Source organism: Bacteroides sp. FSHCM14E1, from assembly GCF_019633785.1.
Classification (GTDB): domain Bacteria; phylum Bacteroidota; class Bacteroidia; order Bacteroidales; family Bacteroidaceae; genus Bacteroides; species Bacteroides hominis.
This window is the reverse complement of record NZ_JADKYL010000006.1, coordinates 245,208-269,756: the sequence shown is the minus strand read 5'-3', so window position 1 is coordinate 269,756 and position 24,549 is coordinate 245,208. Positions and strand designations below refer to the sequence as shown.

The window sequence follows — 24,549 nt, the reverse complement described above, 5'->3', positions numbered from 1 at the left end:
AATATATTATGTGAATCTATGACATTATTCGTACCTTTGCCGTAATCAATTGAGAATTGAATAGTAAAAATTACAAATTAAGATTAATAAATTGATGAAATCAATCAAACGAATCTTCTTTCTCCTGTCTTTTATAAGTGTTTCCTATTTAAGCACATTGGCACAAGAGAACCAATCCTACTTCCTTCACACTATTGAAAAGGGGCAAAGCTTATATTCCATCTCAAGTATGTATGGAGTCAGCAAAGCAGATATTATTCGCCTGAACCCCGGTTGTGAGGACAAAATCTATGCAGGACAAGCCATCAAAATCCCACAGAACAAAACCGCCCAGAAAAGTGAAATGTTCCATACCATTCAACCGGGAGAAACCCTTTATCGGTTGACAACCACCTATAAAGTTTCTGCAAAAGCCATTTGTGACGCCAATCCGGGATTAAGTGCAGAGAACTTCCGTATCGGACAGGTTATCCGTATCCCTTCCGCTGCAGAAGCCATCGACTCTACAGTAGAAGCAGTAGTCACAACTCCCGAACAACCCATTATCCAACCGGCTGTAAAGCCCCGTTGCAGAGACATGCACAAAGTGAAACGCAGAGAGACTATTTTCAGCGTCAGCCGTGAATATGGCATTTCTGAACAGGAACTGATTGCAGCCAATCCGGAGTTGAAGAACGGTATGAAGAAGGGACAATTCCTTTGTATCCCCTATCCGTCAGAGAAATCGGCAGTCACTACTCCCCAGACAGACACCAATATCACACCGCCAAGCAACAGCGAATTGTTCCGTGAAAACAAAGAAACACCCAAAAGCATTTCTACCATCAAAGCGGCTCTCTTGTTACCCTTTGACGACAAAAGAATGGTAGAATATTATGAAGGCTTCCTGATGGCAGTCGACAGTCTGAAACGTACCGGCACTTCAATCGATCTATACGTCTACGATTGCAATAAAGAAAGTTCATCATTGAACAACATTCTGGCAAAAAGTGAGATGAAGAATATGAATGTCATTTTTGGTCCGGCACAGCAACAGCATATTAAACCGTTAGCAGCTTTCGCGAAGAAAAATGATATTCGCCTGGTTGTCCCTTTCTCTTCAAAAGAAGGCGAAGTATTCAGCAACCCGTTTATTTATCAAATCAATACTCCACAGTCTTATCTGTACTCCGAAGTCTACGAGCACTTCACACGTCAATTCCCGAATGCTAACGTGATTCTTTTGGAATCTTCGGTTGTGGATAAAGATAAAGTTGAATTTATCAAAGGCTTAAAACAGGAACTGGGAAGCAAAGGGATTCCGGTGAAAACATTAAAGGAAAACGCCCCGGTGGAAACGCTGAAAGCAACTTTGCGTAACGACAAAGAGAACTTCTTCATCCCCACCTCCGGTAACGATTTGACGCTTTTGAAAATCATTCCCCAATTGACATTACTTGTAAGAGATAACCCGGAAGCGCGTATTCATCTATTCGGTTATCCTGAATGGCAAACTTATACAAAGGATCATCTGGAAAGTTTCTTTGAGCTGGACACCTATTTCTATTCGTCATTCTACACGAATAATCTGCTACCTGCTGCAATCAACTTCACTCATGCTTATCGCAAATGGTACAGCAAAGAGATGGAAGAACGGTACCCGAAATACGGCATGCTGGGTTTTGACACAGGATACTTCTTCCTCAAAGGACTGTCCAAATACGGTTCCGAACTGGAAAAAAATCTCCCTCTGATGGATTTAACTCCTATCCAAACCGGATTTAAATTCCAACGTGTCAATAACTGGGGAGGATTTGTAAACAAGAAAGTATTCTTTGTCCATTTCACAAAGAACTTTGAATTGATTAAACTTGACTTCGAATGAAAAAGAATCAACTGAAATCAATCCTACTGGGAACTGCTTTGCTGGCAGGAATTGTACTGCCAGCAAATGCCCAGATAGGCGAACAACGACATAATTTTGCCATCGGAATTAATGGAGGTGCAAATTACAGTACCGTTTCTTTCCAACCTACCATTAAGCAAAACGGATTATTAGGAATTACCGGAGGAGTAACAGCACGTTATATTTCCGAAAAATACTTCGCTATGATTTGTGGAGCACAATTGGAACTTAACTTCTCGCAACGGGGATGGGACGAAAAATTCGACCCCGAGCAAGGCTTTTCTTCAGAAGACTCTTATGTCCGTACCCTGAACTACCTTGAAATACCTTTTCTTGCCCATTTGGCTTTCGGCAAAGACAGAGGAGCACAGTTCTTCATCAACCTGGGACCGCAAATAGGTTTCTTGTTAAGCGAAAACGAAAAAAGAGAAGGTAGTTGGAAAACAGCCAATCGGGCACCCAACGAACAATATGGAAAACGGATAGAAAATAAATTCGACTATGGAATTGCAGGTGGCGGCGGAATCGAAGTCAGGACTAAGGCCGGAAATTTTCTTTTAGAAGGAAGATATTATTTTGGACTGGCCGATTTTTATAACAGCACCAAAAAAGACTATTTTGCACGTTCGGCCAATAGTACCATTACAGCAAAAATCACTTATTTATTTGACATAAAGAAGTAAAAGCGTATAAATGAATTCACCACAAAGGATATGGTGTCCATAGAGACATCCTGTATCCTTTGTGGTGAATCTTTTTTATCGGAGACGGTCGGCAGCCTTTACCATCACTTCATCCCGTCCTATCGCACGAATAGCCAAATAGTTGAGAATAATCGAAATCAACGGCAGGCACAACGCCCATGAAATCTGAAAAGCAGCATTCAGATCTTTCTTCAGGACAAACATAAAAGCAAGAAAGGTAAGATAATAACCAATCAACAAAATGCTATTGAATATCGACATGCGAATCTGCAACATACGGTTCTTGAAAAGAAAGATTGTGGCAAATGCGATGATTGCACTAAGCAACAATATACCAAATACTCCCCAAGTAGAATAAAACATTCCGTTCTGTTCCACCCCCAATGGTTTGAAAGTATACATGGCAGCATCAGCACCCATAAAGCTGCCGACAGGCAGACACATACTTGTTATCAGTAATGCAGTAACAAGCAAAAGATAAATCGTTTGAATTCGTTGAATCATAGTTTTTAAAGTTGTGTTTAATCCGGAATAAAAAAGTCAAGCAATAAGAGATAGAAGAATAGACTCCTACTTACTACTTGACTGTTAACTCTTCAACCGACGAAGAAAATTACTGTAATTTTTCTTTTTCCTTTGCCGGGTTTCTATAATAGATCTTTCCTTCTACATACTCTTGCGCAGCAATCAAATCGGGTTTCGGCAATTTCTCGTAGTAACGTGAAATTTCGATCTGCTCTCTATTTTCAAATACCTCCTCCAAATTATCGTTGTAGGAAGCAAACTCCGCAAGTTTCTTGGAAAGGTCGTTCTTTATTTCCACACTGATCTGATTGGCACGCTTACCAATGATAGCTACTGTTTCATAAACATTACCGGTATCGGCACATAAGTCCATCATATCACGGGTAATGGTATTCGTCGGAGCATTTGTTTTCTTGTAATCCATAAATCTATTTATAATTTAGTCTTTAATTACTTTTTGAGAATCTTTGAATATCCTTTCGGCTTCCTTCAGATATTTACTTTCCGGAAATTCATTCTTGAAAGCATAATATTCGTCTACCGTTTCACGGTAACGATCCATCTTCTTGTCTTCCACACTATTCACCGCCATTTCATACTTGGCCCGGAGAATCAATATAGATAGTTCTTCACGATAATCAGTATAAGGATAGTCCTTTAAAGCATTCTGGGCAGTGATCACACAAGACATGAAGTTATTGCCCAGATAATTACCAAGATTATAATATAATCTGGCAGACAGAAGTTCTTTCAAAACCAACTTGTCCTGCAAAGCAAAAATCATATTTTGTGCCTCCTGTTTTCTGCTGCTCTGGGGATAATATTCCAGAAACATCTGCAACTGCTGGATAGCCTGATAAGTACTTGATTGATCCAAACGGGGTTCAGGAGTATCCAAATACAGAGCTTTACCGGCATGGAAGCGGGCCAACTCTGAGAACTGACCACGCGGATATGTATTGAAGTAAGTGATAAATGACTGGGCCGCAGTAGAATAATCTTTCTGATTATAATAACTCATAGCCAGCATGTATAATGATTCTTCTGCTTTATCCGTACCTTTCAAGATAGTTATCAACTCGTTCAGCAATGTAGCCGATCGATTATACTGACCTTTAGCGAAGTAGTTCTTAGCGGCCTCATACTTGTATTCGTAATCGGTGCTTTTTAGCAACTTATTGTACTCTCCACACGAGGATAAAACAGTAGCTGCAAGCAGCGTTATAATGATGTTCTTCTTCATTCTGTATTTAAATAATGCGCAAAGTTAAAGATTCGCGCTGAATAAACCAATTAATCAATGTTTTTTAAGATAAAAAAGAATGGAAGAATAGAGTTTAGTTACGAATAGTGAATAAGCGATGATGGATGGTTAATTTATAAACAATGCAACAGTCATTCACTAACCACCCATCACTACTCACAGGTTTTACAGTTTATACAGGTCGCTTGCCGCCAGCAAGTCAACTTTCTTCTCTGTTAACACCCGGATACAATTTTCCATATCGTTGGGACGGATAATCACATTTGCAGAATTATTATTGGCAAATGAATACATATATTCAATGAAAACCCCTTCATTGGAAAGATATTGTAATACTTTAGCCAACGCACCAGGCACGTTAGGGCAGTTAATACCTACCACCTCCGTCACATTGACTGCGAAATGGTTATCTTTTAAAGCTTTGTAAGCCTTATCCGGATCGGATACAATTCCGCGGAGAATACCAAAATCGGCGTTCTCGGCAATGCAAAGAGCCGAAAGATTAATACCTTCCTTTGCCAATACTTCAGTCACCTCTGTCAGTCGACCTGATTTATTTTCCAAAAAAATGGAAAGTTGTTTTGCTACCATAATAAATGACTTTATATTTATATTCGTTATAGTTTTCTATTATCAATTACACGCTTCGCTTTACCCACACTACGCTCGATGCTGCGAGGTTCCACCAACTTCACATCTACTCCCAAACCTAACACACTCTGCAAACGTGCTGTCAGCTTTTTCTTTAAAGCCAGCATCTTATTTATTTCATCCGAATAATAGTCCGGACGAACTTCAACTTTCAGTTCCATAGTATCCGTATTATTCTTACGGTCGATAGTCAGCAGGTAATGCGGCTCAAACTCTACCATTTCCAAAATAACAGATTCAATCTGTGTGGGGAATACGTTGACTCCACGGATAATAAGCATATCATCGCTGCGTCCCAGAATACGATCCATACGTACCAAAGTACGTCCACAAGAGCATTTTTCATAATGCAATGCGGTCAGATCTTTCGTCCTGTAACGCAATAGAGGCATACCCTCTTTAGTCAGATGGGTGAAAACCAATTCACCGGTTTGCCCGGGCTCTACAGGCTGTAATGTATGCGGATCTATTATTTCAGGGAAGAAATGATCTTCATTCAAGTGGGTACCGTTTTGACACTCACATTCATATCCGACGCCGGGACCTGCAATTTCACTTAATCCATATATATCATAAGCCTTAATCCCTAATTTTGCCTCGATGTCTTTACGCATGCTTTCTGTCCAGGGTTCCGCACCGAAGGCGCCTGCTTTCAGCTTAAACTCTTCACGCGGGAAACCGGAATCATTAATCGCATCAGCCAGATAAAGGGCATAAGACGGTGTACAACATAGGACGGTTGATCCGAAATCATGCATCAAAGTAATCTGTTTCTCCGTATTACCACTCGACATGGGAATAACTGAAGCCCCGATATTTTCGGCACCGGCATGTGCTCCCAGCCCACCTGTAAACAGACCGTAGCCATATGATACCTGAAATATATCCGAACGGCTTGCTCCATAGGCCGTAAAGGCACGGGACAAACACTCTGCCCAGGACGATAAGTCTTTACGGGTATACCCTACTACAGTCGGTTTGCCGGTAGTACCCGATGATGCATGGATACGTACAATCTGACTCATAGGCACGGCACACAGTCCGAATGGATAATTGTCGCGTAAATCTAATTTAGTGGTAAATGGTAGTTTGGAGATGTCTTCTATTCCGTTGATATCATCAGGAGTGATACCTAATTCTTGCATTTTCCTACGATAGAACGGCGTATTGTGATAAACGTATTCTACTATTTTCTTTAGTCTAATGCTCTGGATTTTACGCAAATTATCGCGTTCCATGCATTCGATGCTCTCATTCCAAATCATGTCTTTCGTTGTATTTTGTTAGTTATGTTGTGCAAAGTAAAGGATTTATTTTAAAAATCTATTTGTTTATCAAGAAAATTAATCATTAAAATCATAAACCACCAAACTTCAGAGCAGGAAAAGAGTAAGAGCATAATAAGAGAAGTCAATTAGAATCTTACTTTATCACCGAAAAAAACTCCGGTCCCTAAGAACCGGAGCTACCATAATAAAGGTCAAATAGAAATCCCTAATCCAATTACCTTATTCTTTCACTATTTCGCCTTTTTCATTCAAAAGAACAGTAACATCCTCTGTAGATTGATCTTCTTTAGTTACAGTCAATACAACTTTATAAACCTTGCCAGTTTCTTTTTCAGCTACAAAAGCGTTTTTTAATGCAGCACCTTCATAATCTTTGGCCAAGGCATTGATAACTACGGCAGGAACATCCTTAACATCAATTTTTGTAAATTCATCTTGGGGCGTCTGCATGGTCTGCTCTACTGCTAAAGTATCACCCGATACACCAGCGAATGCCACTGAAGTTCCCAATCCCATAATCATTGCTAACGCTACTAATACCTTTTTCATAATTGTAATCTTTTAGTGTGAATAATTAAAACTAACTCTTATGCCAAATAAAAAACAAAAGGCATGCCAGAATACGGACAGGATACAAAACATCTATCAAACAGCAAGTTAAGCACAAAGCAATATAAGGAAGACTGGGGAACAAATGGAGAATAGCCACACATCTTGGGGAATAAATACACAAAAGCTCCTAATCTTTCACCCCGGAGCATTACACATTATTATAATAACAAAGTTCACACCCAACTGATAAAGATAGTATCTCTACTTAGAATAGCAACTGCCAACCCTATAAATAAACACTTTTGGATTAACAGAATACCTATACAAAGCAGACTTTCACAAAGAGTTCAAAAGTAAATTGATTAATAGTCGTGAAAACAAACTCAAATAAAACCGACAACTCTCTTCAAGAGTAGAATTTGCACAAATCCTTATCAGTTTATTAAATATGAGAATTAATTTGTTTTTTATACAAGCATAAACAGAAAAAAATCATCCATATTTGCACGCAAAAATATATCTGCCGGTTTTATAACTGCCTGGTAGTTGAACCTTAACAAAGATAGAACAGTTCGACAAAGTAAGGCAGAACTTTAGGCAAGCCATCCAATCGCGACAGGAAAGCAATGGAATGAAACTATAACCATTATATTTTCATGAAGAAAAATAAAAACACTCAAACATTTTATGATCACATAAGCATTTATTTTTGCACGCATTGTTGACTAAGTCAACTATTCTATTTACATTTGCACCATGAAACAAGAGCATATAGATTATATCAGAGCTTTTAATAGGTTTTATACCAAAAATTTAGGTATCCTGAACAAAACCTATTTAGGGAGCGAATTGGGGCTTCCTGAAATCCGTGTTATCCAAGATGTTTATTTATATCCTAATCGGAATGCAAAAGCCATATCCATAGCACTTAATATGGATAAAGGATTATTATCCCGTATATTGAAAAAACTGGAAATGAAAGGTTATATATATCGGGAAAAAACAATAAAAGACAGCCGTGCAGAGTTAATAAGTCTTACAAACAATGGAATAAAAGTTTATCACACCTTAGATATAGCAGCAAACCAATCCGTCAAAGAGATATTTGCAGGATTGGAAGAAAATCAGTTGCTGGAAATTGTAAAAAGTATGAAAACAATATCTTTCATTATGGCACGCAATTAATTGGATATTGCAACTATGGCAAATGCAGGTAGTGCTTAGCTCGGCCATCTGTGACAATGAAAAAGGTTTATATTATCTTTTAGGTATAATTTATATATCTCATTTATGGATTATTTTACAAGTAACACCACTTGTTATAAATGTACAATAGTGACAGAATGCCTGCTACATCAATAAAATATTTGAATCGAAAAGAAGTTATTCTAAATTAAATACAAAAATAAAATGATAGAAATTGAAAAATATTCAGAGCGTGATAAAGATGAAATTATTGCTATAGTACTGCATTGTCAAAATGACGGAACTCGTCCATTGGTTAGCGTTGAAGATCAGCCGGAACTACTTTGCATACGCGAAAAATACATCGACAATGGAGGATGTTTTTGGGTAGCAAAAGAAAACGGAAAAGTTGTAGGAACTATCGGCTTGATGAACAAAGGAAATGGATTGTGTATACTGAAAAAATTTTTTGTGTATAAGCCTTATAGAGGAAATCCACATCATCTTGGACAGCAATTATACACAGTTTTCTTAGACTTTGCAAAAGTTCACGGCTTCTCAAAAATCATCCTCGACACTCCCAAAAACACTGATAGGGCACACTCATTTTATGAAAAATCTGGATTTAAGAAAATCGAGAAAGAAGAACTTCCGATCAAATACGATTATCCGTATGATGATTCTCATTTCTTCTATTTGGACTTATAGTAACGTGGAAACCTCCGGTAGAATAACACTGGAAGTTTTCACGGCACTAATTACAAAAAACAATCTATCATGATTGTTTTTTGTAATTAGTGCCGTACGTATGTATATGAAAAGGAATTATTTGCCAGCACAGCACTACAAATCACTGAAATTCATACAATTCTAAATCGTTACCACTACTTCTCAAAAACTCCGCTAAAAGTTTATTTTTTAATAGGTCGTGTCAAACCGATAAAAACTTAAAATATACATAGCATGGAAACTCAAAATCTTGACGATACATAATCCCTGATTATTTTCCAAGAGTTTATTTGAGTAGCATAATACAATCTGAAGAGCAACTGTTTATAAGATAATTTGAGAAAAACTATTTGTTTATCTCAACTATTTTGCCGAATATTGTCTTCTGAAAGAAAAAAGAAACATGAATTTTGAATTAACATCCGCATACAAGCCAACCGGAGATCAGCCGGAAGCAATCGCACAACTGACCGAAGGAGTTCTTGAAGGTATACCGGCACAAACGTTACTGGGTGTAACCGGTTCCGGAAAGACATTCACCATTGCCAATGTTATTGCCAATATCAATAAACCTACGTTGATTCTGAGCCATAACAAAACGCTGGCAGCTCAGCTATATGGTGAGTTTAAAGGATTTTTCCCCAATAACGCTGTCGAATATTACGTCTCTTATTACGATTATTACCAGCCGGAAGCCTACCTTCCGAGTTCGGATACATATATAGAAAAGGACCTCGCTATCAATGATGAAATTGACAAGCTCAGATTGGCTGCAACTTCAGCTCTCCTTTCCGGAAGAAAAGATGTGGTGGTGGTATCTTCCGTATCTTGCATCTATGGTATGGGAAATCCATCGGATTTCTATGATAATGTTATTGAAATAGAGAGAGGACGAACCATCAACCGCAATGTGTTTCTCCGACGATTGGTAGATAGTCTGTATATGCGTAACGACATCGAACTCAATCGTGGAAATTTCCGGGTAAAAGGAGACACGGTAGACATTTATCTGGCCTACTCGGACAATTTACTTCGGGTTACCTTTTGGGGGGATGAAATTGACGGCATCGAAGAAGTAGATCCGGTTTCCGGAGTAACCATCGCACCTTTTGAGGCTTATAAAATATATCCCGCCAACCTGTTTATGACTACCAAAGAAGCAACCTTACGCGCCATCCATGAAATAGAGGATGATCTCACCAAACAGGTTGCCTATTTCGAATCTATCGGCAAAGAATATGAAGCGAAACGCCTTTATGAGCGAGTAACATATGATATGGAAATGATACGGGAACTGGGTCATTGTTCCGGCATCGAAAACTATTCACGATACTTTGACGGTCGTGCAGCAGGTACACGCCCTTACTGTCTGTTAGATTTTTTTCCGGATGATTTCTTGATTGTAATAGATGAAAGTCATGTAAGTGTTCCGCAAATACGTGCTATGTACGGAGGAGACCGGGCCCGCAAAATTAACTTGGTGGAATATGGCTTCCGACTGCCTGCCGCAATGGACAATCGCCCGTTAAAGTTCGAAGAGTTCGAATCAATGGCTAAACAGGTTATCTATGTAAGTGCTACCCCCGCCGATTACGAACTGGTGCAATCAGAAGGCATCGTCGTTGAGCAAGTGATCCGCCCTACCGGTCTATTGGATCCTATTATCGAAGTACGCCCCAGTCTAAACCAAATAGACGATTTGATGGAAGAGATCCAACTCCGTATCGAACGGGAAGAGCGCGTACTCGTAACTACTCTGACTAAACGTATGGCTGAAGAATTAACGGAATATCTATTAAATAATAATGTACGTTGCAACTATATCCACAGCGATGTGGATACCTTAGAGCGCGTCAAGATCATGGATGATCTTCGCCAAGGTGTATATGACGTATTGATCGGGGTAAATTTATTACGTGAAGGACTTGACCTTCCGGAAGTATCACTGGTGGCCATCCTCGACGCAGATAAAGAAGGTTTTCTCCGTTCACACCGCTCATTAACCCAAACGGCCGGACGAGCTGCCCGAAACGTAAACGGAATGGTAATTATGTATGCCGACAAGATCACGGACAGCATGCGACTGACCATTGACGAAACTAACCGCCGCCGCGAAAAACAACTCGCATACAATGAAGAGCATGGAATCACTCCACAGCAGATCAAGAAAGCACGCAACCTGGCTGTATTCGGCAACGGTAACGAAATGGAGGAAACGCAAAAAACAACCCGTGCATACGTGGAACCCTCTTCACCCAATATTGCCGCAGACCCGGTCGTACAGTATATGAGTAAAGCTCAGCTGGAGAAAAGTATGGAACGCACCCGTAAACTGATGCAAGAAGCAGCTAAGAAGCTGGAATTCATTGAAGCTGCCCAATACAGGGACGAATTGCTCAAGATGGAAGACTTAATGAAAGAGAAGTGGCCAGGATAAAAAGCACCTTGGTTTTGATAGAATAACAAGTAGTTAGAATATATCGGAGAAACCATCTTTTTCTTAATTATCCTAACAAATTCAATTAAGAAATAAAATAAATGTTATAAAATCAGGCGTTTCTAATAAAACGCTTGCCAATATCTGAAAAAGCTGTATCTTTGCAATGTGTTTTTCATAGTATTAGATTTAAGGTTAACAAAGGTTGGAGCAAGGCGTTGCTCCTTTTTTTATGCTTTCAAGTCAACTTTCAACCCAAATCCCTATCTTTGCAAAGAACTCTGAATATAAAAAATGAAAAAGATTATCTTTATAGGAGCACCTTTATTGCTGACAGTTCTTGTAATTACCATCTATGTATGTAATCGGACTATTCAGAAAAACAGTGAAGCATATCTTTATTCAACAGTATCCGATATTCCCTATAATAAAGTAGGTCTGTTATTGGGCACCTCGCCCAAATTGAAAAACGGGAAAAACAATCTGTATTTCGACTATCGGATTAAAGCTGCCACAGAATTATATAACGCAGGAAAAATCAAATATATATTGGTGAGCGGTGACAATCGGAGAAATGATTATAATGAACCCGAAGAAATGAAGCAGGCATTAATTGCCACAGGTATTCCCGAACAGCAAATCATATTAGACTATGCCGGTCTGAGAACATTGGACTCTGTTATAAGAGCGCATTTAATTTTTGGTCTGGAGCGTTTCACTCTGATTTCACAAGAATTTCACAATGAACGGGCTATTTTTCTGGCTCAGCAAAACCATCTTCAGGTTATTGGATATAATGCTCAGGACGTGAGTGCATATGCCGGCTTTAAAACCAACCTTCGAGAATTACTGGCAAGAGTAAAAGTCTTTATGGATATCATTACCGATAAAGCTCCCAAACATCTTGGGGAAAAGGTAGAGATACCGGAATAATAATTTTAATATTTCCCTAATAACTCATTATCATGAAAAACATGCAAAAGTTGCTATTTCTTTTTTTATTGTCGCTGATGCCATTTTCTTTCCTGTGTCATGCTCAGACAACTTATCGAATGGTGACAAGAAATTACTCTCCGGTCACAGATTCTTATCCACAAGAGGTTTCTGATTTTAAAAAGGCAGACAGTGTCTACCATTTCACCGTAAAAGTATCCAAAGCTTATGACGATACCTTAAAAAGGAAAGCAGCAGAAAAGGCCCTTTATATCCCCAATGACATCTATGACGAAGAGGTTGCTCCTTATCTGAACCCAACCAAACTTATCGACTATTCTTCTCCTGCTATCGAACTCATAACAGACTCTTTATTCAAAGGTGAAGACAGTACAATGATAATTATTAAAAAAGGCTTAGAGTTTGTATCCCATTATATAAGTTTTGACGATTCTTTAGCCATGGCTATTTCAAAAGGTGATTGTAAAACATTGGATGTAAATCATATCCTCCAAAGAAAGAAAGGTACTTGTAGCGAATACACCAATTTGTTCACGGCACTTATGAGAAAGAAAGGAATTCCTTGCCGTTTTGTTGCCGGCTTTATTTTTATACCTGAACAAAAATTCTATGGATGTCATGCCTGGGCCGAATGTTACCTTAAACAATACGGATGGATGGCAGTAGACCCGCAATCTGGCAAAAGCTGGCTACCGACAACTATAATCCGACTCTTTGCCGGAAAAGATTATGCAGACTGCGGACTGAACTCTTTCATGGATTTAGTACCTAAATCTATAGAAATAGTAAAAGAATAAATACATATCAAAAATATAGAAAGGTGAATAACATTTAGATAATTATGGAACAACAACTTCAACTCAACGACCACAACAAACAAAAATATCCCCCTATGCATAGCATAAATCATTCTAGCTTATCACACTCAAATATTAGCCACAAAACGAAAATAAATCTTAAGAAACTATTCCTTTTTATTTTTATAATATTTGGCATGTCATCTTGTGCTGCTATAGACCCTATTACTCCAGTCAGTTATAATATTCTACTAACCAAAATTAATGACCTACTTAATCTATGTATCATACTTTTAAACCAGCCAGAGCAGTATCATGGACAAATAATTTCAAGACTTTATTATGGTTATTATCATTTAGCACGCTTACTATATATCAATTATTACAATTATGATGCAGGAGGGCATGGAAAAACATGGAAAAAACTACCAAAAAACATTTGTGAATTTGGACTAAAAATGAAAATATTGAGAGAAAAATATGATTACGATGCTATTGACTCAATAGATTTAAGTGAAAATATAGACATAGATTTTAAGACAATATTAGACGAAGAAGAGAATGCTAACAATTTATTAGAAGAACTTGAAAATACATTAGATAAATGCACCTACTTATCGAACAAAGACATAAAAAGATGCAAAAGTAAAATTAACGATATAAAAGAAACGCATAAAATATTAGTAGAACAAATAAAAGAAAAATAATTTTTACTACATACAATAATCAAATTGACAAATGAAATATTATTTAAAATAATATTTAACTAATAATATGAGCTGCAATTAGACTATATACAACCCTGCTTCAGGATGTATCAATTACATATATAACATATCATTAAAAAATTATCAACATCTACAATGGACTTAGAACTAAAATTACAGCAAGGAATTAAAATACTTCTGATGAAATCAGAAAATTCAGAAGAATATTACGTCATTGGTAAATCTTTCATCACAGATTTACTCAATGGTATGGGTAAATTATCTATAAAATACCATAAGCATCAACTTATAGACTTTCCTTATATCTATGGTGAAAGACAACTTGATAGTATTATATTACCGACTCTTTCAAAGATTTGTGATGGAGCCGTTTTAGCAGAGTTACCAACAAAAAGAAATTGTTTTCTAAAGAGTCACGAAATAGAGGATTCATCTGGTAGAATTGATTATTGGTGTATATATAAAGATTACTCCATTATACTTGAAGTAAAACATAGTTTCGATGCTTTTTTGACAAACAAAACTAGAGAAAAGAAAGTTGTTGAGAAATGGGAATATATGACAATAGACCAACTCCAGTCAATCAAAGACGACATAAAACAACAATGTGAAGAAAACACTAAAGGTATAATAAGGCTTGGGCTACACTTTATAACATCATATTCAGATAAACAACCAAGCATTACTATTATAAATAAATATAGCAAATTATTACCAATAATCATAAAGACATATATAAAATGAAAACAAGTTCCAAATAAATATAGATAAATCATCTATATATCAATAATTTATATACGAGTTTTTATTTTCAGTTGTTTTCTACGTTTTCTGTTGCTTTGCTTTTTTTAGGTGCATTTTTGTTTCTTGTTTGTTTCTTGATTTCGTTTTTTATTTGTACCTTTGTGATAGGAAATAACGAATAAAAGGACACAAATATGCCAAGGACCAGAAAGCCAATAAAAGTAAAGGAGCCGATTCGTCTTCGGACGAAGGAGTTGGCCAATGGCAGCAAGAGTTTGTATCTGGATATATACCGAAATGGTAAGCGGACATACGAGTATCTGAAAATGTATCTTATTCCGGAAACGGATCGTAATGCCCGCCAACAGAACGAAACGACAATGGCTGCCGCAAATGCAATCAAATCGAAGCGTATCATAGAGTTGACAAGTGGTGAAGCCGGTATCATGAATCACAAGGATAAGGTTTATCTGCTGGACTGGATGCAACTCTATAAAGAGGAACAGAAGAAACGTGGTAAGAAAAACATAGGCCAGATAAAATCTGTTACCGATATCTTGAAAGAGTATGCAGGAGAAAGATTCACATTAAATCAGATTGACCTCACTTTTTGCCACGGCTATATCGACTATATGCTGACAAACTACCGTCCCAAAGGAAAACCCATCTCGGCTTCTACGCGTAATACCTATTACCAGATTTTCAACGGTGCGTTAAATGCCGCTGTCCGTGCGAAACGGATCTTAAAGAATCCATTCAACGAAATGGAAAAATCGGAGAAGCCCAAGATGCCGGAAAGTGTGCGTTCGTATATGACTATTGAAGAAGTGAGATCATTAATCGCTACACCAATGCAGAACGAAGGGGTAAAAAGTGCCTACCTGTTCTCCTGCTTCTGTGGACTACGTATCAGTGACATTATCGGATTGCAATGGAAAGATGTGTTTATTGACAACGGCCAATACCGCTTGGCAGTAGCCATGCAGAAGACGAAAGAACCGATTTACCTTCCGCTCTCCAATGAAGCGTTGAAGTGGATGCCGGAACGTGGGGACAAGACAGCAGACGACCATGTGTTCGATTTGCCTTCTGGTATCAACCAGCTTATCAAACCATGGGCCAAAGCCGCCGGAATTTCCAAGCGATTCACCTTTCATACCGCCCGCCACACGTTCGCCACAATGATGCTGACATTGGGGGCCGATTTGTACACTGTATCTAAATTACTCGGTCATACATCTGTAAAGATGACCCAAGTGTATGCCAAAATCGTCAATAAGAAAAAAGACGATGCAGTAAATCTGACCAACGGTTTATTCGATTGACAATGCAATGAACATCAGATATGTAATCACTTATAAGGGTGTTGTTCCGACAGGATTCTCTTTCGGGAGCAACACTCTTATAATATATCATATAAATCCAATTTAAAATATTTCATCATGAAAAGACCTAACAATGGCTCTCTCTCTTTTTGGAGGGAAAAAACATCTGCACCATTTTGTTGCAGAACAGGATGTAGCGAAAGAATTATTCGCATTGCTCGTTGAAGCAAAAACAATGTATCTCCGTGATGTCGTGACGGGCAATAAGCAGTACTACCGTTACGTGGAGGATTTCGTAAACAGCCACCGGTATATCGACTGTGACCATGCGGTCTGCCGGAACTGCCATGAAATGAACATTCATATCGTCAAGGGGCTATTAAACGATTGCTCCCATCTTATCCGAGCATTTTTTACCGAAGCAGACTTCTCGTTCGAGAAGTGTATGGAACTGAAACGAACGTATGATACGTTTGTGCCACCATCACAGTCCGTCACGTGCTGCAAAGATGGACCGACAAGAATTTATCCTCTTTCTTTTGGATGCAATCTCACTCGTAAACAGATGATAGGTATTACAGCTTGTGCCAATGCTTATCATCTGTTTTGCGTTTCTACCCTACACGTTGAAGATATGGAAGCCCTGCTTTCCTGTAAAGAAGGATTCTGTATTCGTGTAAACAATATCCGCCATGTGGCCATCCTGTTTGATACACTCCTTGAGCACTCGTTTATCCAAGCCAAATGGCAGTCCGTTCTCAGTAGTGGGCGGTTCTTGCAAACCAAGGATGGAAAAGGATTCGTTTCAGCTTCAAGCCTTTCATCCGCTCTGTCTGCCTTGCGTAACAACATGACATCAACAGGTTACGGTATCAGACGAGCCATTGATGAACTGAGAGAGTGGTAAGAAGTGCCAATAAGCGAAGTATGTGAAAGGTAAAAGCGTGACAGTTGCCGTGATACGTGGTTACTATCACGGTACAAACTCACGCTGACCTTTTGGGTTGCCCTATCTTTGACCTCCGTTAGCGCGCTACATAACGGAGGATATACTTCATTGTCTAAATTTATAATAACTCATTTATGCAAAATAATAGATTGACATTCATGGAACGGCTGAGTGAACGGCTTACAAGCGTCGAAGCCATCCTAAAGAAATTAGATCCGATAGAAAGTCTGTTGGAACGCATCGCATTGCTGGAAAAAAATATATATACCACCAAACAGGTGTTTACCTTCCAAGAGGCTTGTATGTATATCGGAATATCCGAGAGTATGCTGTACAAGCTAACATCAGGCAAGGAGATTCCGCACTACAAGCCACGTGGCAAAATGATATATTTCGCCAAAGAAGATCTGGACGAATGGCTTTTGCAGAATTATGAACCAACCGTAGATGAAGCAGCACGTATGGCAAACGAGGCCGCTGCCACACAACCTTTCTTTAATCAAAGACGCCATGGAAAACGAAAGAAGAACTGAATATAATGTGGATATGAGGCCGGAGGAGGATTTCTTATCGGATATCCTCTCCGCCTCGCAGATTCGGGCGACGGATACCTATGAAACGCCGCCACAGATTATCTGGATAGACAACTCGACCATTGCTACGCTCGGCAACTTCAGCGCATCAACCGGCAAGGCGAAATCAAAAAAAACATTTAACGTTTCGGCCATTGTCGCTGCATCGCTGGCAGGGAAACAAGTGCTGAACTACCGGGCGCACCTCCCGGAAGGTAAACGCAAGATTCTGTACGTGGACACGGAGCAGAGCCGCTTCCATTGTCACAATGTACTGGAACGCATCTTGCGGCTTGCCGGACTGCCCACTACAACCGACAGTGAAAACCTCGACTTTATTTGCTTGCGCGAATACTCTCCGGCAATACGCATTGGGGTCATCGACTACGCCTTACGTCAAAGAAAAGGATACGGACTTGTTATCATCGACGGTATCCGTGACCTGATGCTTGACATAAACAGTACCGGTGAGTCCGTGGAAGTCATTAACAAGATGATGGAATGGTCATCAAAGTATGACCTGCATATCCACTGTGTGCTACATTTGAATAAAGGAGATAACAATGTGCGCGGGCATATCGGTACGGAAATGAGCAACAAGGCGGAGACTGTACTGGTCATCAGCAAAAACAACGATTGTCCCAACGTCAGCGAAGTTCATGCGTTACACATCCGTGAGAAAGAGTTTAAACCTTTTGCTTTCACTGTCAATGAGGGCGGGCTCCCGGTTCTCGCAGAAGGGCATTTGTTTGAGAATGCCCCACATCAGAAACCGAAACAGCGGACGGGTTTTATGGAACTAAGCATCGAACAGCACCGTGAAGCCCTTTCCGCTGCATTTGGAGACAAACCCATCCGTGGGTTTGAAAATATGCTGCAAGCCATGATGACTGCTTACGAGGCAATCGGGTTTAAGCGTGGGAGAAACGTAATGGTCAAACTGCTGCAATATCTGACTGACACCTTAAAACTGGTTATCAAACGAGATAAACTTTTTTATTATGACATGACACAGGCAGAAACCATGCTTTTCGATGAAGAATGAGAGCGGGCGCGGGCCTATATAATTCAGTTTAATTTAGTATTTATATATATAGGGACGCAAACTAAACTAAACCGCTTTTGTACAAAACAAGTGAAAAGAAATTTAATATGACCATAGACGAAGCAAAACGAGTGCGTATCGTGGACTTTTTGGCCCAGCTCGGCCACCGTGCGCAGTATATGAAATCAGAGCAATATTGGTATCTTTCGCCTCTCAGGAAAGAGGTGACGCCATCGTTCAAAGTCAATGACCGGCTGAATGAATGGTATGATTTTGGCGAGGCTACCGGAGGCGACCTTGTGGAACTGGGTAAGTACCTTTGCGGAACTAAAAGTGTGAGTGAAGCATTAGCATACATCAAACGGTATGTCAATGGTGTGTCGCTGCCGAGAACCCGGGCGTTGCCCGCAACCTCTCGACCAGTGGAAGCCGACATGAAGAATTTGATTATCGTGCCGCTGCGACACCACGCACTGCTCTCATATCTCCATTCACGTATGATTGATTCGGATATCGGACGAATGTTCTGCAAGGAAGTCCATTACGAACTGCGCCAGAGACGTTACTTTGCACTGGCCTTTGGCAATATATCCGGTGGATACGAGGTACGAAACCCTTATTACAAAGGATGTATCAAGAACAAGGACATTTCCTTGATACCCCAATCGCGTGGTGAGGCACAGAGCCGTGTCTGCCTATTTGAAGGATTCATGGACTTTCTGTCCTATCTAACCCTAAAACAGACGGACGATAGTGCCATTTGCATTAATGCCCCCTGTGACTACCTTGTTATGAACTCGGTCAGTAATCTGAAAAGGACATTGACGTATTTGCAAAAATACACGTATATTCACTGTTACCTTGACAATGACCTTGCCGGACAAAAGACAGTGGAAACCATAGCCGGGATGTATGGCAGATGCGTCTATAACGAATCAAACTGTTATGCCGGTTACAAAGACCTGAACGACTACTTACGTGGGAAGAAACAATGAACAACCCGCTCCCTAAGCCCTCCTTCATCACGGAGGGCTTTTTTTATATCCCGACTTTTCCTGTTTTCTTATCCAAAATCATATTTGAATATGATTTTGAAATATGATTTTTGGATTTTGAAAAAATATTATATTGAAACGATACGTTTTATAATCAATAATTTTATCTTTCAAATTATCCATTCTTATTTTGCACACACAACCAAATATAAAAATCATATTATACAAAAATATATGAAATCATATTTTATTTTCACCATTGTCCTGACGGTTGTCTATCTCGTCTATTATGCAGTTATCATCGTGCAGGACCTTTATGGAAAAAAAGGAAATGGCAAGCCGGAAGAAGAGGTATTTGACCTCGGTGCGCCAGAAGATGAACAGAGTGTGTACGTGACGGAGAGCGATACGGGATTCAATGTGGGTAATGAGAAATATGAAACAGATGTTGCCCCTACCGCTTCGCCTGCACCACAGGAGACGGAAACCGCAGACAATAATGGCGAGATAGCCGTGGCGGAGAAGCTAAAACGCCTGAAAGCCCAAGCGGAGGAACAGATGGAAGAAACCGAGACCTACCTGTCGGACGCATACACGGCAGACGAACTATACAAAGCAATGCTTGCCAAAGGAAAGACGGGCAACCGTCCGAAACTGGTATGGAAACCTCTCAAAGACCGATTGTAAAATGTCGAAAGCAAAAAAAATATTATGTGCACTGTGCTTTGTCCCTTATGCGGCATTCGCCAAAAGTGGCAGCGTAAACTACAGTTGGGGTGCAGACGCACTGGCAACGATGCACGACTTCGTGGTGACGATGATGCTGTACGTGCTGTACATCTGCTACGCTGTCGCCTCGGTTTTCGTAGTCGTTGCCGCGCTCCAGATCTATATCAAAATGAACACAGGCGAGGACGGCGTGGTGAAGTCTATCGTATCACTTGTCGGTGCGTGCCTCTTCATCATTGGAGCTTCAATCGTGTTCCCTGCTTTCTTCGGCTACCGCATATAGGTGGCTGATAGAAGTGTAAAATAAATTCAAAAACAAGAGTACCACAAAAATGTAATAAATATGTTTCAGAAATTTAAAAGAATGTGCCGAAAGGCAAAGAAAACTATCATGCAAGTTTCCACCAAAGTAAGAATGTTAATCATTGCCCTGTTGGGAGGCATACCTGCTATGGCTCAAAGTACGGCAGGCGATTACTCGGCCGGTACGACAGCTCTATCAACCGTAGCGGAGGAAATTGTGAAATACGTTCCTGTCATGGTCAAACTCTGCTATGCCATTGCTGGTGTCGTGGCCATCATCGGAGCCATTTCGGTGTATATCGCCATGAACAACGAGGAACAGGATGTCAAGAAGAAGATTATGATGGTAGTTGGGGCGTGCCTTTTCTTGATTGCGGCAGCCCAAGCATTACCTCTGTTCTTCGGAATTAACGCATAAACAGTCAAGAAATGATTAATGACGGACGTTATCCGGATTATCCGCTGTTCAAGGGGTTACAACGGCCTTTGGAGCTGATGGGATTACAAGGCCGCTACATCTATTGGGCGGCAGGCGTGGCTGGTGGAGCCATTGTGGGCTTTATCGCCGCCTACTGTCTTATGGGCTTTGTGGCCGGACTGGTCGTATTGGCAACTGTCTTATCTGCGGGAATCGTGCTTATCATCCTCAAACAGCGAAAAGGGCTGCACAGCAAAAATGTAAAACGTGGAGTGTATGTGTATGCCTATTCGCACAAAGTATGACTATAAGAAAAACCATCACGGCAATGTGTGTGGCTGATTGATTGTTGAACGCGGGCGGGTCCGCCTCCAGCCGAGGCAGACCTGCCCCTATTTAATGAACGAATATCGGAATGACCCTATATATCATTTTATTTTTCATCGCCCTATGTACGGGTATGGCCTTGTCAGTCTATACGTTCGGTACGGGCGGCAAGCGCAAGCACATCTTTCAGAATATCTATTTCTCTGTGGAAGATACAGATGGTGTGGGTGTGCTGTACACCAAGACGGGTGAATATTCCGCCGTCTTGAAAATCGAAAATCCAGTACAGAAGTATTCGGCAGACATTGACAGCTATTACGATTTCACGCATCTATTCTCTGCCCTTGCGCAAACACTGGGCGAAGGATATGCCTTACACAAACAGGACATCTTCGTGAGAAAACAGTTCGCGAACGAGCCGGAGCATAATCAAGAATTTCTTTCGGCATCGTACTTCCGTTATTTTAATGGGCGTCCGTACACGGACAGCCTTTGCTATCTGACTATCACACAGGAAGCCAAGAAGAGCCGTCTTTTCTCTTACGATAGCAAGAAATGGCGCGATTTCCTCGTGAAGATTTATAAGGTTCGAGACCTACTACGCGACAGCGGTGTACAAGTGAAATTCCTGAACAAAGCCGAGGCAAGCGAATATGTGGACCGTTACTTTGCGATGAACTTCAAAGACCGTACGGTCTCGATGACGAATGTCAAGTCTGACGACGAAACGGTATCTATGGGTGATAAACGCTGTAAGGTGTACAGCCTCGTGGACGTGGACTGCGCCGCACTCCCCTCGCTGATACGTCCCTATACCAATATCGAGGTGAATAATACCGAGATGCCAGTGGATCTTGTCTCGGTGGTGGATAATATTCCGAACGCAGAAACGGTGGTGTACAACCAAATTATTTTCCTGCCCAGTCAGAAGCGTGAACTGGCATTACTCGACAAAAAGAAGAACCGGCACGCAAGCATCCCCAATCCGAGTAACCAAATGGCCGTAGAGGACATCAAGCAGGTACAGGACGTAATAGCCCGTGAAAGCAAACTGCTCGTGTACACGCACTTCAACATGGTGGTGGGCGTGCCTGCCGACACCGACCTTCAAAAATGCACGAATCACTTGGAAAACGCTTTTGGGCGCATGGGCATACATATCAGTAAGCGTGCATACAACCAACTGGAACTGTTCGTCAGTTCATTTCCGGGCAACTGTTACAGCCTGAACGAGGAATATGACCGTTTTCTGACCCTCTCCGACGCTGCGGTATGCCTGATGTACAAGGAACGGGTGCAGCATAGTGAGGAAACGCCGATAAAAATTTATTATACTGACCGTCAAGGTGTTCCGGTAGCTATCGACATCACGGGAAAAGAGGGAAAGAACAAGCTGACCGACAACTCGAATTTTTTCTGCCTGGGGCCTTCGGGCAGCGGAAAGAGTTTCCACATGAACTCCGTCGTGCGCCAGTTGCATGAACAGGGGACGGACGTGGTAATGGTCGATACGGGTAACTCATACGAGGGGCTATGCGAGTATTTCGGCGGCAAGTATATCAGCTATACCGAGGAACGGCCCATCACGATGAATCCGTTCCGCATCAATCGGGAAGAGATGAACGTAGAAAAAACGGGATTCTTGAAAAACCTCGTCTTGCTTATCTGGAAAGGTACGCAGGGAACGGTCACAAAGACGGAAGACCGTCTGATAGAGCACGTCATCACGGAATATTACGACGCCTACTTCAATGGTTTCGAGGGCTTCACACCCCAACAGCGTGAGGACTTGCGTAAGAGCCTCGTTATTGATGACCGCAACAGCAGTGAGAAGCGGCACGAAAGCGAACGGGAACGCGCGGTCCGCATCGAGGGTATCATTGACGAGATAGAGGGCCGACGCAAGGAACTGAAAGTGGAGGAACTGTCATTCAACTCTTTCTATGAATATTCCGTGCAGCGCATCCCGGATATCTGTGAGGAGAACCGTATCACGGGCATCGACCTCTCGACATACCGCTATATGATGAAGGACTTCTATTTGGGCGGCAACCACGAAAAAACGCTGAACGAGAACATGGACAGCTCGCTGTTCGACGAGACGTTCGTGGTCTTCGAAATCGACAGCATAAAAGATGACCCGCTGCTTTTTCCTTTGGTCACGCTGATTATCATGGATGTTTTCTTGCAAAAAATGCGCATCAAGAAGAACCGCAAAGTCCTTGTCATCGAGGAAGCATGGAAAGCCATCGCCAGCCCGCTGATGGCGGAGTACATTAAATTTATGTACAAAACAGCGCGTAAATTCTGGGCCAGTGTGGGCGTGGTGACACAGGAAATACAAGACATCATCGGCAGCGAAATCGTGAAAGAGGCCATCATCAATAACTCGGATGTGGTGATGCTGCTTGACCAGAGCAAATTCAAGGAACGTTTCGACACCATCAAGACGATTCTTGGCCTAACGGACGTGGACTGTAAGAAAATTTTCACCATTAACCGCCTTGAAAACAAGGAAGGACGCAGCTTCTTCCGCGAGGTGTTTATCCGTCGGGGCACGACCAGCGGTGTTTATGGCGTGGAAGAACCACGCGAGTGCTACATGACTTACACGACCGAACGAGCGGAGAAAGAGGCTCTGAAGCTTTACAAGCGCGAGTTACAATGCAGCCACCAAGAGGCTATCGAGGCATATTGCCGCGACTGGAATACCAGCGGTATCGGCAAGGCATTGCCGTTTGCGCAGAAAGTTAATGAAGCGGGATGTGTACTGAACTTAACCACTAAAATAACATCATAATGAAAACGAAAAGGATTTTAATCACCCTGTCACTGGGCTACGGGATAAATATGATGGGGTTTGAAAGCAGCTTGACGCGCGAACAAATCTCTGTCAGCAATCCGGAACTCACTGTTTTGTCCCTCCGGGAGTTTTGTATGCTGTCCAAGGAGAACCTGCTCCGCATGGATGACATGACACCGGACAAAGTAGCCGCCATCGAACGGTTGTTGGCAGAGTATTCCCTTCGGTTGGGTATGTCCGATGTAGAACTGGAAGCGTATTTGAACCGGTATTATGAAGAAAACCCCAAAGAAAAGGAGTTTTACGATATGTGCGACAGGCTATGTAACAGCAAACCTGTCTTCGATGAAAACAGGTTTCGAGAAGAACTATTCAGGGAACTGAACAGTAGTCCGATGAGTGAAAAAAGACTAAGTGACTTGGGATGGCTACGTTATCAGACCGTGCGCGAAACTTATCTAAACCAGCCTTTCTTTTTGAGATGGTTCGGCTCCCAAGAAGCCCGGATCAAAAGGGCCATCAAGGATACTACCATCATACATGATATGTTCTGCCGACTTGTCACGGAGAATTGTATCGAATCTGAACGGTGGTATTTCAATCACAAGGAACCGGAATACATAAAAGAGGTCTGAAACG

26 protein-coding genes are annotated in these 24,549 nt (G+C 41.0%); 20 read left to right on the top strand and 6 right to left on the bottom strand.

What is annotated here, in order from left to right; translation table 11 throughout:
- Positions 1–94 precede the first annotated feature (94 nt).
- Together ISX59_RS12005 and ISX59_RS12000 are read left to right on the top strand one after the other, a co-directional pair.
- Positions 95–1,864 carry a LysM peptidoglycan-binding domain-containing protein gene (locus tag ISX59_RS12005; protein ID WP_032540520.1) on the top strand — a complete coding sequence of 590 codons (1,770 nt, stop codon included), beginning with the start codon at positions 95–97 and terminating at the stop codon, positions 1,862–1,864.
- Positions 1,861–2,568, top strand: a complete 708-nt coding sequence (locus ISX59_RS12000) for a porin family protein (protein WP_005806564.1) — start codon at positions 1,861–1,863, stop codon at positions 2,566–2,568. The genes ISX59_RS12005 and ISX59_RS12000 overlap by 4 nt, the downstream gene beginning before the upstream one ends.
- Positions 2,569–2,643: 75 nt before the next feature.
- On the opposite strand, the gene ISX59_RS11995 is transcribed toward ISX59_RS12000, so the two are convergent.
- The 6 genes from ISX59_RS11995 to ISX59_RS11970 all read right to left on the bottom strand — a co-directional run bounded on the left by ISX59_RS11995 (position 2,644) and on the right by ISX59_RS11970 (position 6,867).
- Positions 2,644–3,093, bottom strand: coding sequence for a DUF4293 domain-containing protein (locus tag ISX59_RS11995; RefSeq protein ID WP_005806566.1), 450 nt, complete (start codon positions 3,091–3,093; stop codon positions 2,644–2,646).
- A 109-nt stretch (positions 3,094–3,202) separates the two neighbouring features.
- Entirely contained in the window at positions 3,203–3,538 is a 336-nt protein-coding gene (locus tag ISX59_RS11990) for a DNA-directed RNA polymerase subunit omega (protein WP_005778246.1), read from the bottom strand.
- Between the two features lie 15 nt (positions 3,539–3,553).
- Positions 3,554–4,357, bottom strand: coding sequence for an outer membrane protein assembly factor BamD (locus ISX59_RS11985; protein ID WP_005806568.1), 804 nt, complete (start codon positions 4,355–4,357; stop codon positions 3,554–3,556).
- Positions 4,358–4,543: 186 nt separating this feature from the next.
- A complete protein-coding gene (locus ISX59_RS11980) occupies positions 4,544–4,969 on the bottom strand; it encodes a hypothetical protein (protein ID WP_005778250.1) in 426 nt (141 codons plus the stop codon).
- A 26-nt stretch (positions 4,970–4,995) separates the two neighbouring features.
- A complete protein-coding gene (locus ISX59_RS11975) occupies positions 4,996–6,294 on the bottom strand; it encodes a phenylacetate--CoA ligase family protein (protein ID WP_005778252.1) in 1,299 nt (432 codons plus the stop codon).
- Positions 6,295–6,537: 243 nt separating this feature from the next.
- The gene (locus tag ISX59_RS11970) at positions 6,538–6,867 is read right to left on the bottom strand and encodes a hypothetical protein (RefSeq protein ID WP_032540518.1); all 330 of its coding nucleotides are present in this window, start codon (positions 6,865–6,867) and stop codon (positions 6,538–6,540) included.
- A gap of 759 nt (positions 6,868–7,626) precedes the next feature.
- Here ISX59_RS11970 and ISX59_RS11965 point away from each other — a divergent pair.
- From ISX59_RS11965 to ISX59_RS11880, 18 genes are all read left to right on the top strand, one after another.
- On the top strand, positions 7,627–8,055 hold the full coding sequence (locus ISX59_RS11965) for a MarR family winged helix-turn-helix transcriptional regulator (protein WP_050550833.1): 429 nt from the start codon (positions 7,627–7,629) through the stop codon (positions 8,053–8,055).
- Positions 8,056–8,280: 225 nt separating this feature from the next.
- The gene (locus ISX59_RS11960; protein ID WP_032540516.1) at positions 8,281–8,763 is read left to right on the top strand and encodes a GNAT family N-acetyltransferase; all 483 of its coding nucleotides are present in this window, start codon (positions 8,281–8,283) and stop codon (positions 8,761–8,763) included.
- A 424-nt stretch (positions 8,764–9,187) separates the two neighbouring features.
- A complete protein-coding gene (gene uvrB / locus ISX59_RS11955) occupies positions 9,188–11,221 on the top strand; it encodes an excinuclease ABC subunit UvrB (protein WP_032540514.1) in 2,034 nt (677 codons plus the stop codon).
- Positions 11,222–11,515: 294 nt separating this feature from the next.
- Entirely contained in the window at positions 11,516–12,154 is a 639-nt protein-coding gene (locus ISX59_RS11950; protein ID WP_005778255.1) for a vancomycin high temperature exclusion protein, read from the top strand.
- Positions 12,155–12,195: 41 nt separating this feature from the next.
- Positions 12,196–12,972 (top strand): transglutaminase-like domain-containing protein, encoded by a 777-nt coding sequence (locus ISX59_RS11945; RefSeq protein ID WP_032540540.1) that lies wholly within the window; start codon positions 12,196–12,198, stop codon positions 12,970–12,972.
- A 44-nt stretch (positions 12,973–13,016) separates the two neighbouring features.
- A complete protein-coding gene (locus ISX59_RS11940) occupies positions 13,017–13,679 on the top strand; it encodes a hypothetical protein (protein WP_032540513.1) in 663 nt (220 codons plus the stop codon).
- 156 nt (positions 13,680–13,835) lie between these two features.
- The gene (locus ISX59_RS11935; protein ID WP_220575929.1) at positions 13,836–14,444 is read left to right on the top strand and encodes a hypothetical protein; all 609 of its coding nucleotides are present in this window, start codon (positions 13,836–13,838) and stop codon (positions 14,442–14,444) included.
- A gap of 194 nt (positions 14,445–14,638) precedes the next feature.
- Positions 14,639–15,769, top strand: a complete 1,131-nt coding sequence (locus ISX59_RS11930; protein WP_004310193.1) for a site-specific integrase — start codon at positions 14,639–14,641, stop codon at positions 15,767–15,769.
- A gap of 133 nt (positions 15,770–15,902) precedes the next feature.
- Positions 15,903–16,676 carry a hypothetical protein gene (locus tag ISX59_RS11925; protein WP_004310192.1) on the top strand — a complete coding sequence of 258 codons (774 nt, stop codon included), beginning with the start codon at positions 15,903–15,905 and terminating at the stop codon, positions 16,674–16,676.
- A 176-nt stretch (positions 16,677–16,852) separates the two neighbouring features.
- Positions 16,853–17,251 carry a helix-turn-helix domain-containing protein gene (locus tag ISX59_RS11920; protein ID WP_004322056.1) on the top strand — a complete coding sequence of 133 codons (399 nt, stop codon included), beginning with the start codon at positions 16,853–16,855 and terminating at the stop codon, positions 17,249–17,251.
- Complete coding sequence (locus ISX59_RS11915) at positions 17,229–18,335, top strand: AAA family ATPase (RefSeq protein ID WP_004310190.1); 1,107 nt, start codon at positions 17,229–17,231, stop codon at positions 18,333–18,335. The genes ISX59_RS11920 and ISX59_RS11915 overlap by 23 nt, the downstream gene beginning before the upstream one ends.
- Before the next feature lie 107 nt (positions 18,336–18,442).
- Entirely contained in the window at positions 18,443–19,330 is an 888-nt protein-coding gene (locus ISX59_RS11910; protein WP_007901068.1) for a toprim domain-containing protein, read from the top strand.
- A 234-nt stretch (positions 19,331–19,564) separates the two neighbouring features.
- A complete protein-coding gene (locus tag ISX59_RS11905; protein WP_220575928.1) occupies positions 19,565–20,017 on the top strand; it encodes a hypothetical protein in 453 nt (150 codons plus the stop codon).
- Position 20,018: 1 nt separating this feature from the next.
- The gene (locus ISX59_RS11900) at positions 20,019–20,342 is read left to right on the top strand and encodes a DUF4134 domain-containing protein (RefSeq protein ID WP_004310187.1); all 324 of its coding nucleotides are present in this window, start codon (positions 20,019–20,021) and stop codon (positions 20,340–20,342) included.
- A 60-nt stretch (positions 20,343–20,402) separates the two neighbouring features.
- On the top strand, positions 20,403–20,780 hold the full coding sequence (locus tag ISX59_RS11895; RefSeq protein WP_004322059.1) for a DUF4134 domain-containing protein: 378 nt from the start codon (positions 20,403–20,405) through the stop codon (positions 20,778–20,780).
- An 11-nt stretch (positions 20,781–20,791) separates the two neighbouring features.
- Positions 20,792–21,085 carry a hypothetical protein gene (locus ISX59_RS11890; protein ID WP_004310185.1) on the top strand — a complete coding sequence of 98 codons (294 nt, stop codon included), beginning with the start codon at positions 20,792–20,794 and terminating at the stop codon, positions 21,083–21,085.
- Positions 21,086–21,195: 110 nt separating this feature from the next.
- Positions 21,196–23,907 carry a helicase HerA domain-containing protein gene (locus ISX59_RS11885; RefSeq protein ID WP_117860462.1) on the top strand — a complete coding sequence of 904 codons (2,712 nt, stop codon included), beginning with the start codon at positions 21,196–21,198 and terminating at the stop codon, positions 23,905–23,907.
- Entirely contained in the window at positions 23,907–24,545 is a 639-nt protein-coding gene (locus ISX59_RS11880; RefSeq protein WP_004322062.1) for a hypothetical protein, read from the top strand. The genes ISX59_RS11885 and ISX59_RS11880 overlap by 1 nt, the downstream gene beginning before the upstream one ends.
- Positions 24,546–24,549 lie beyond the last annotated feature (4 nt).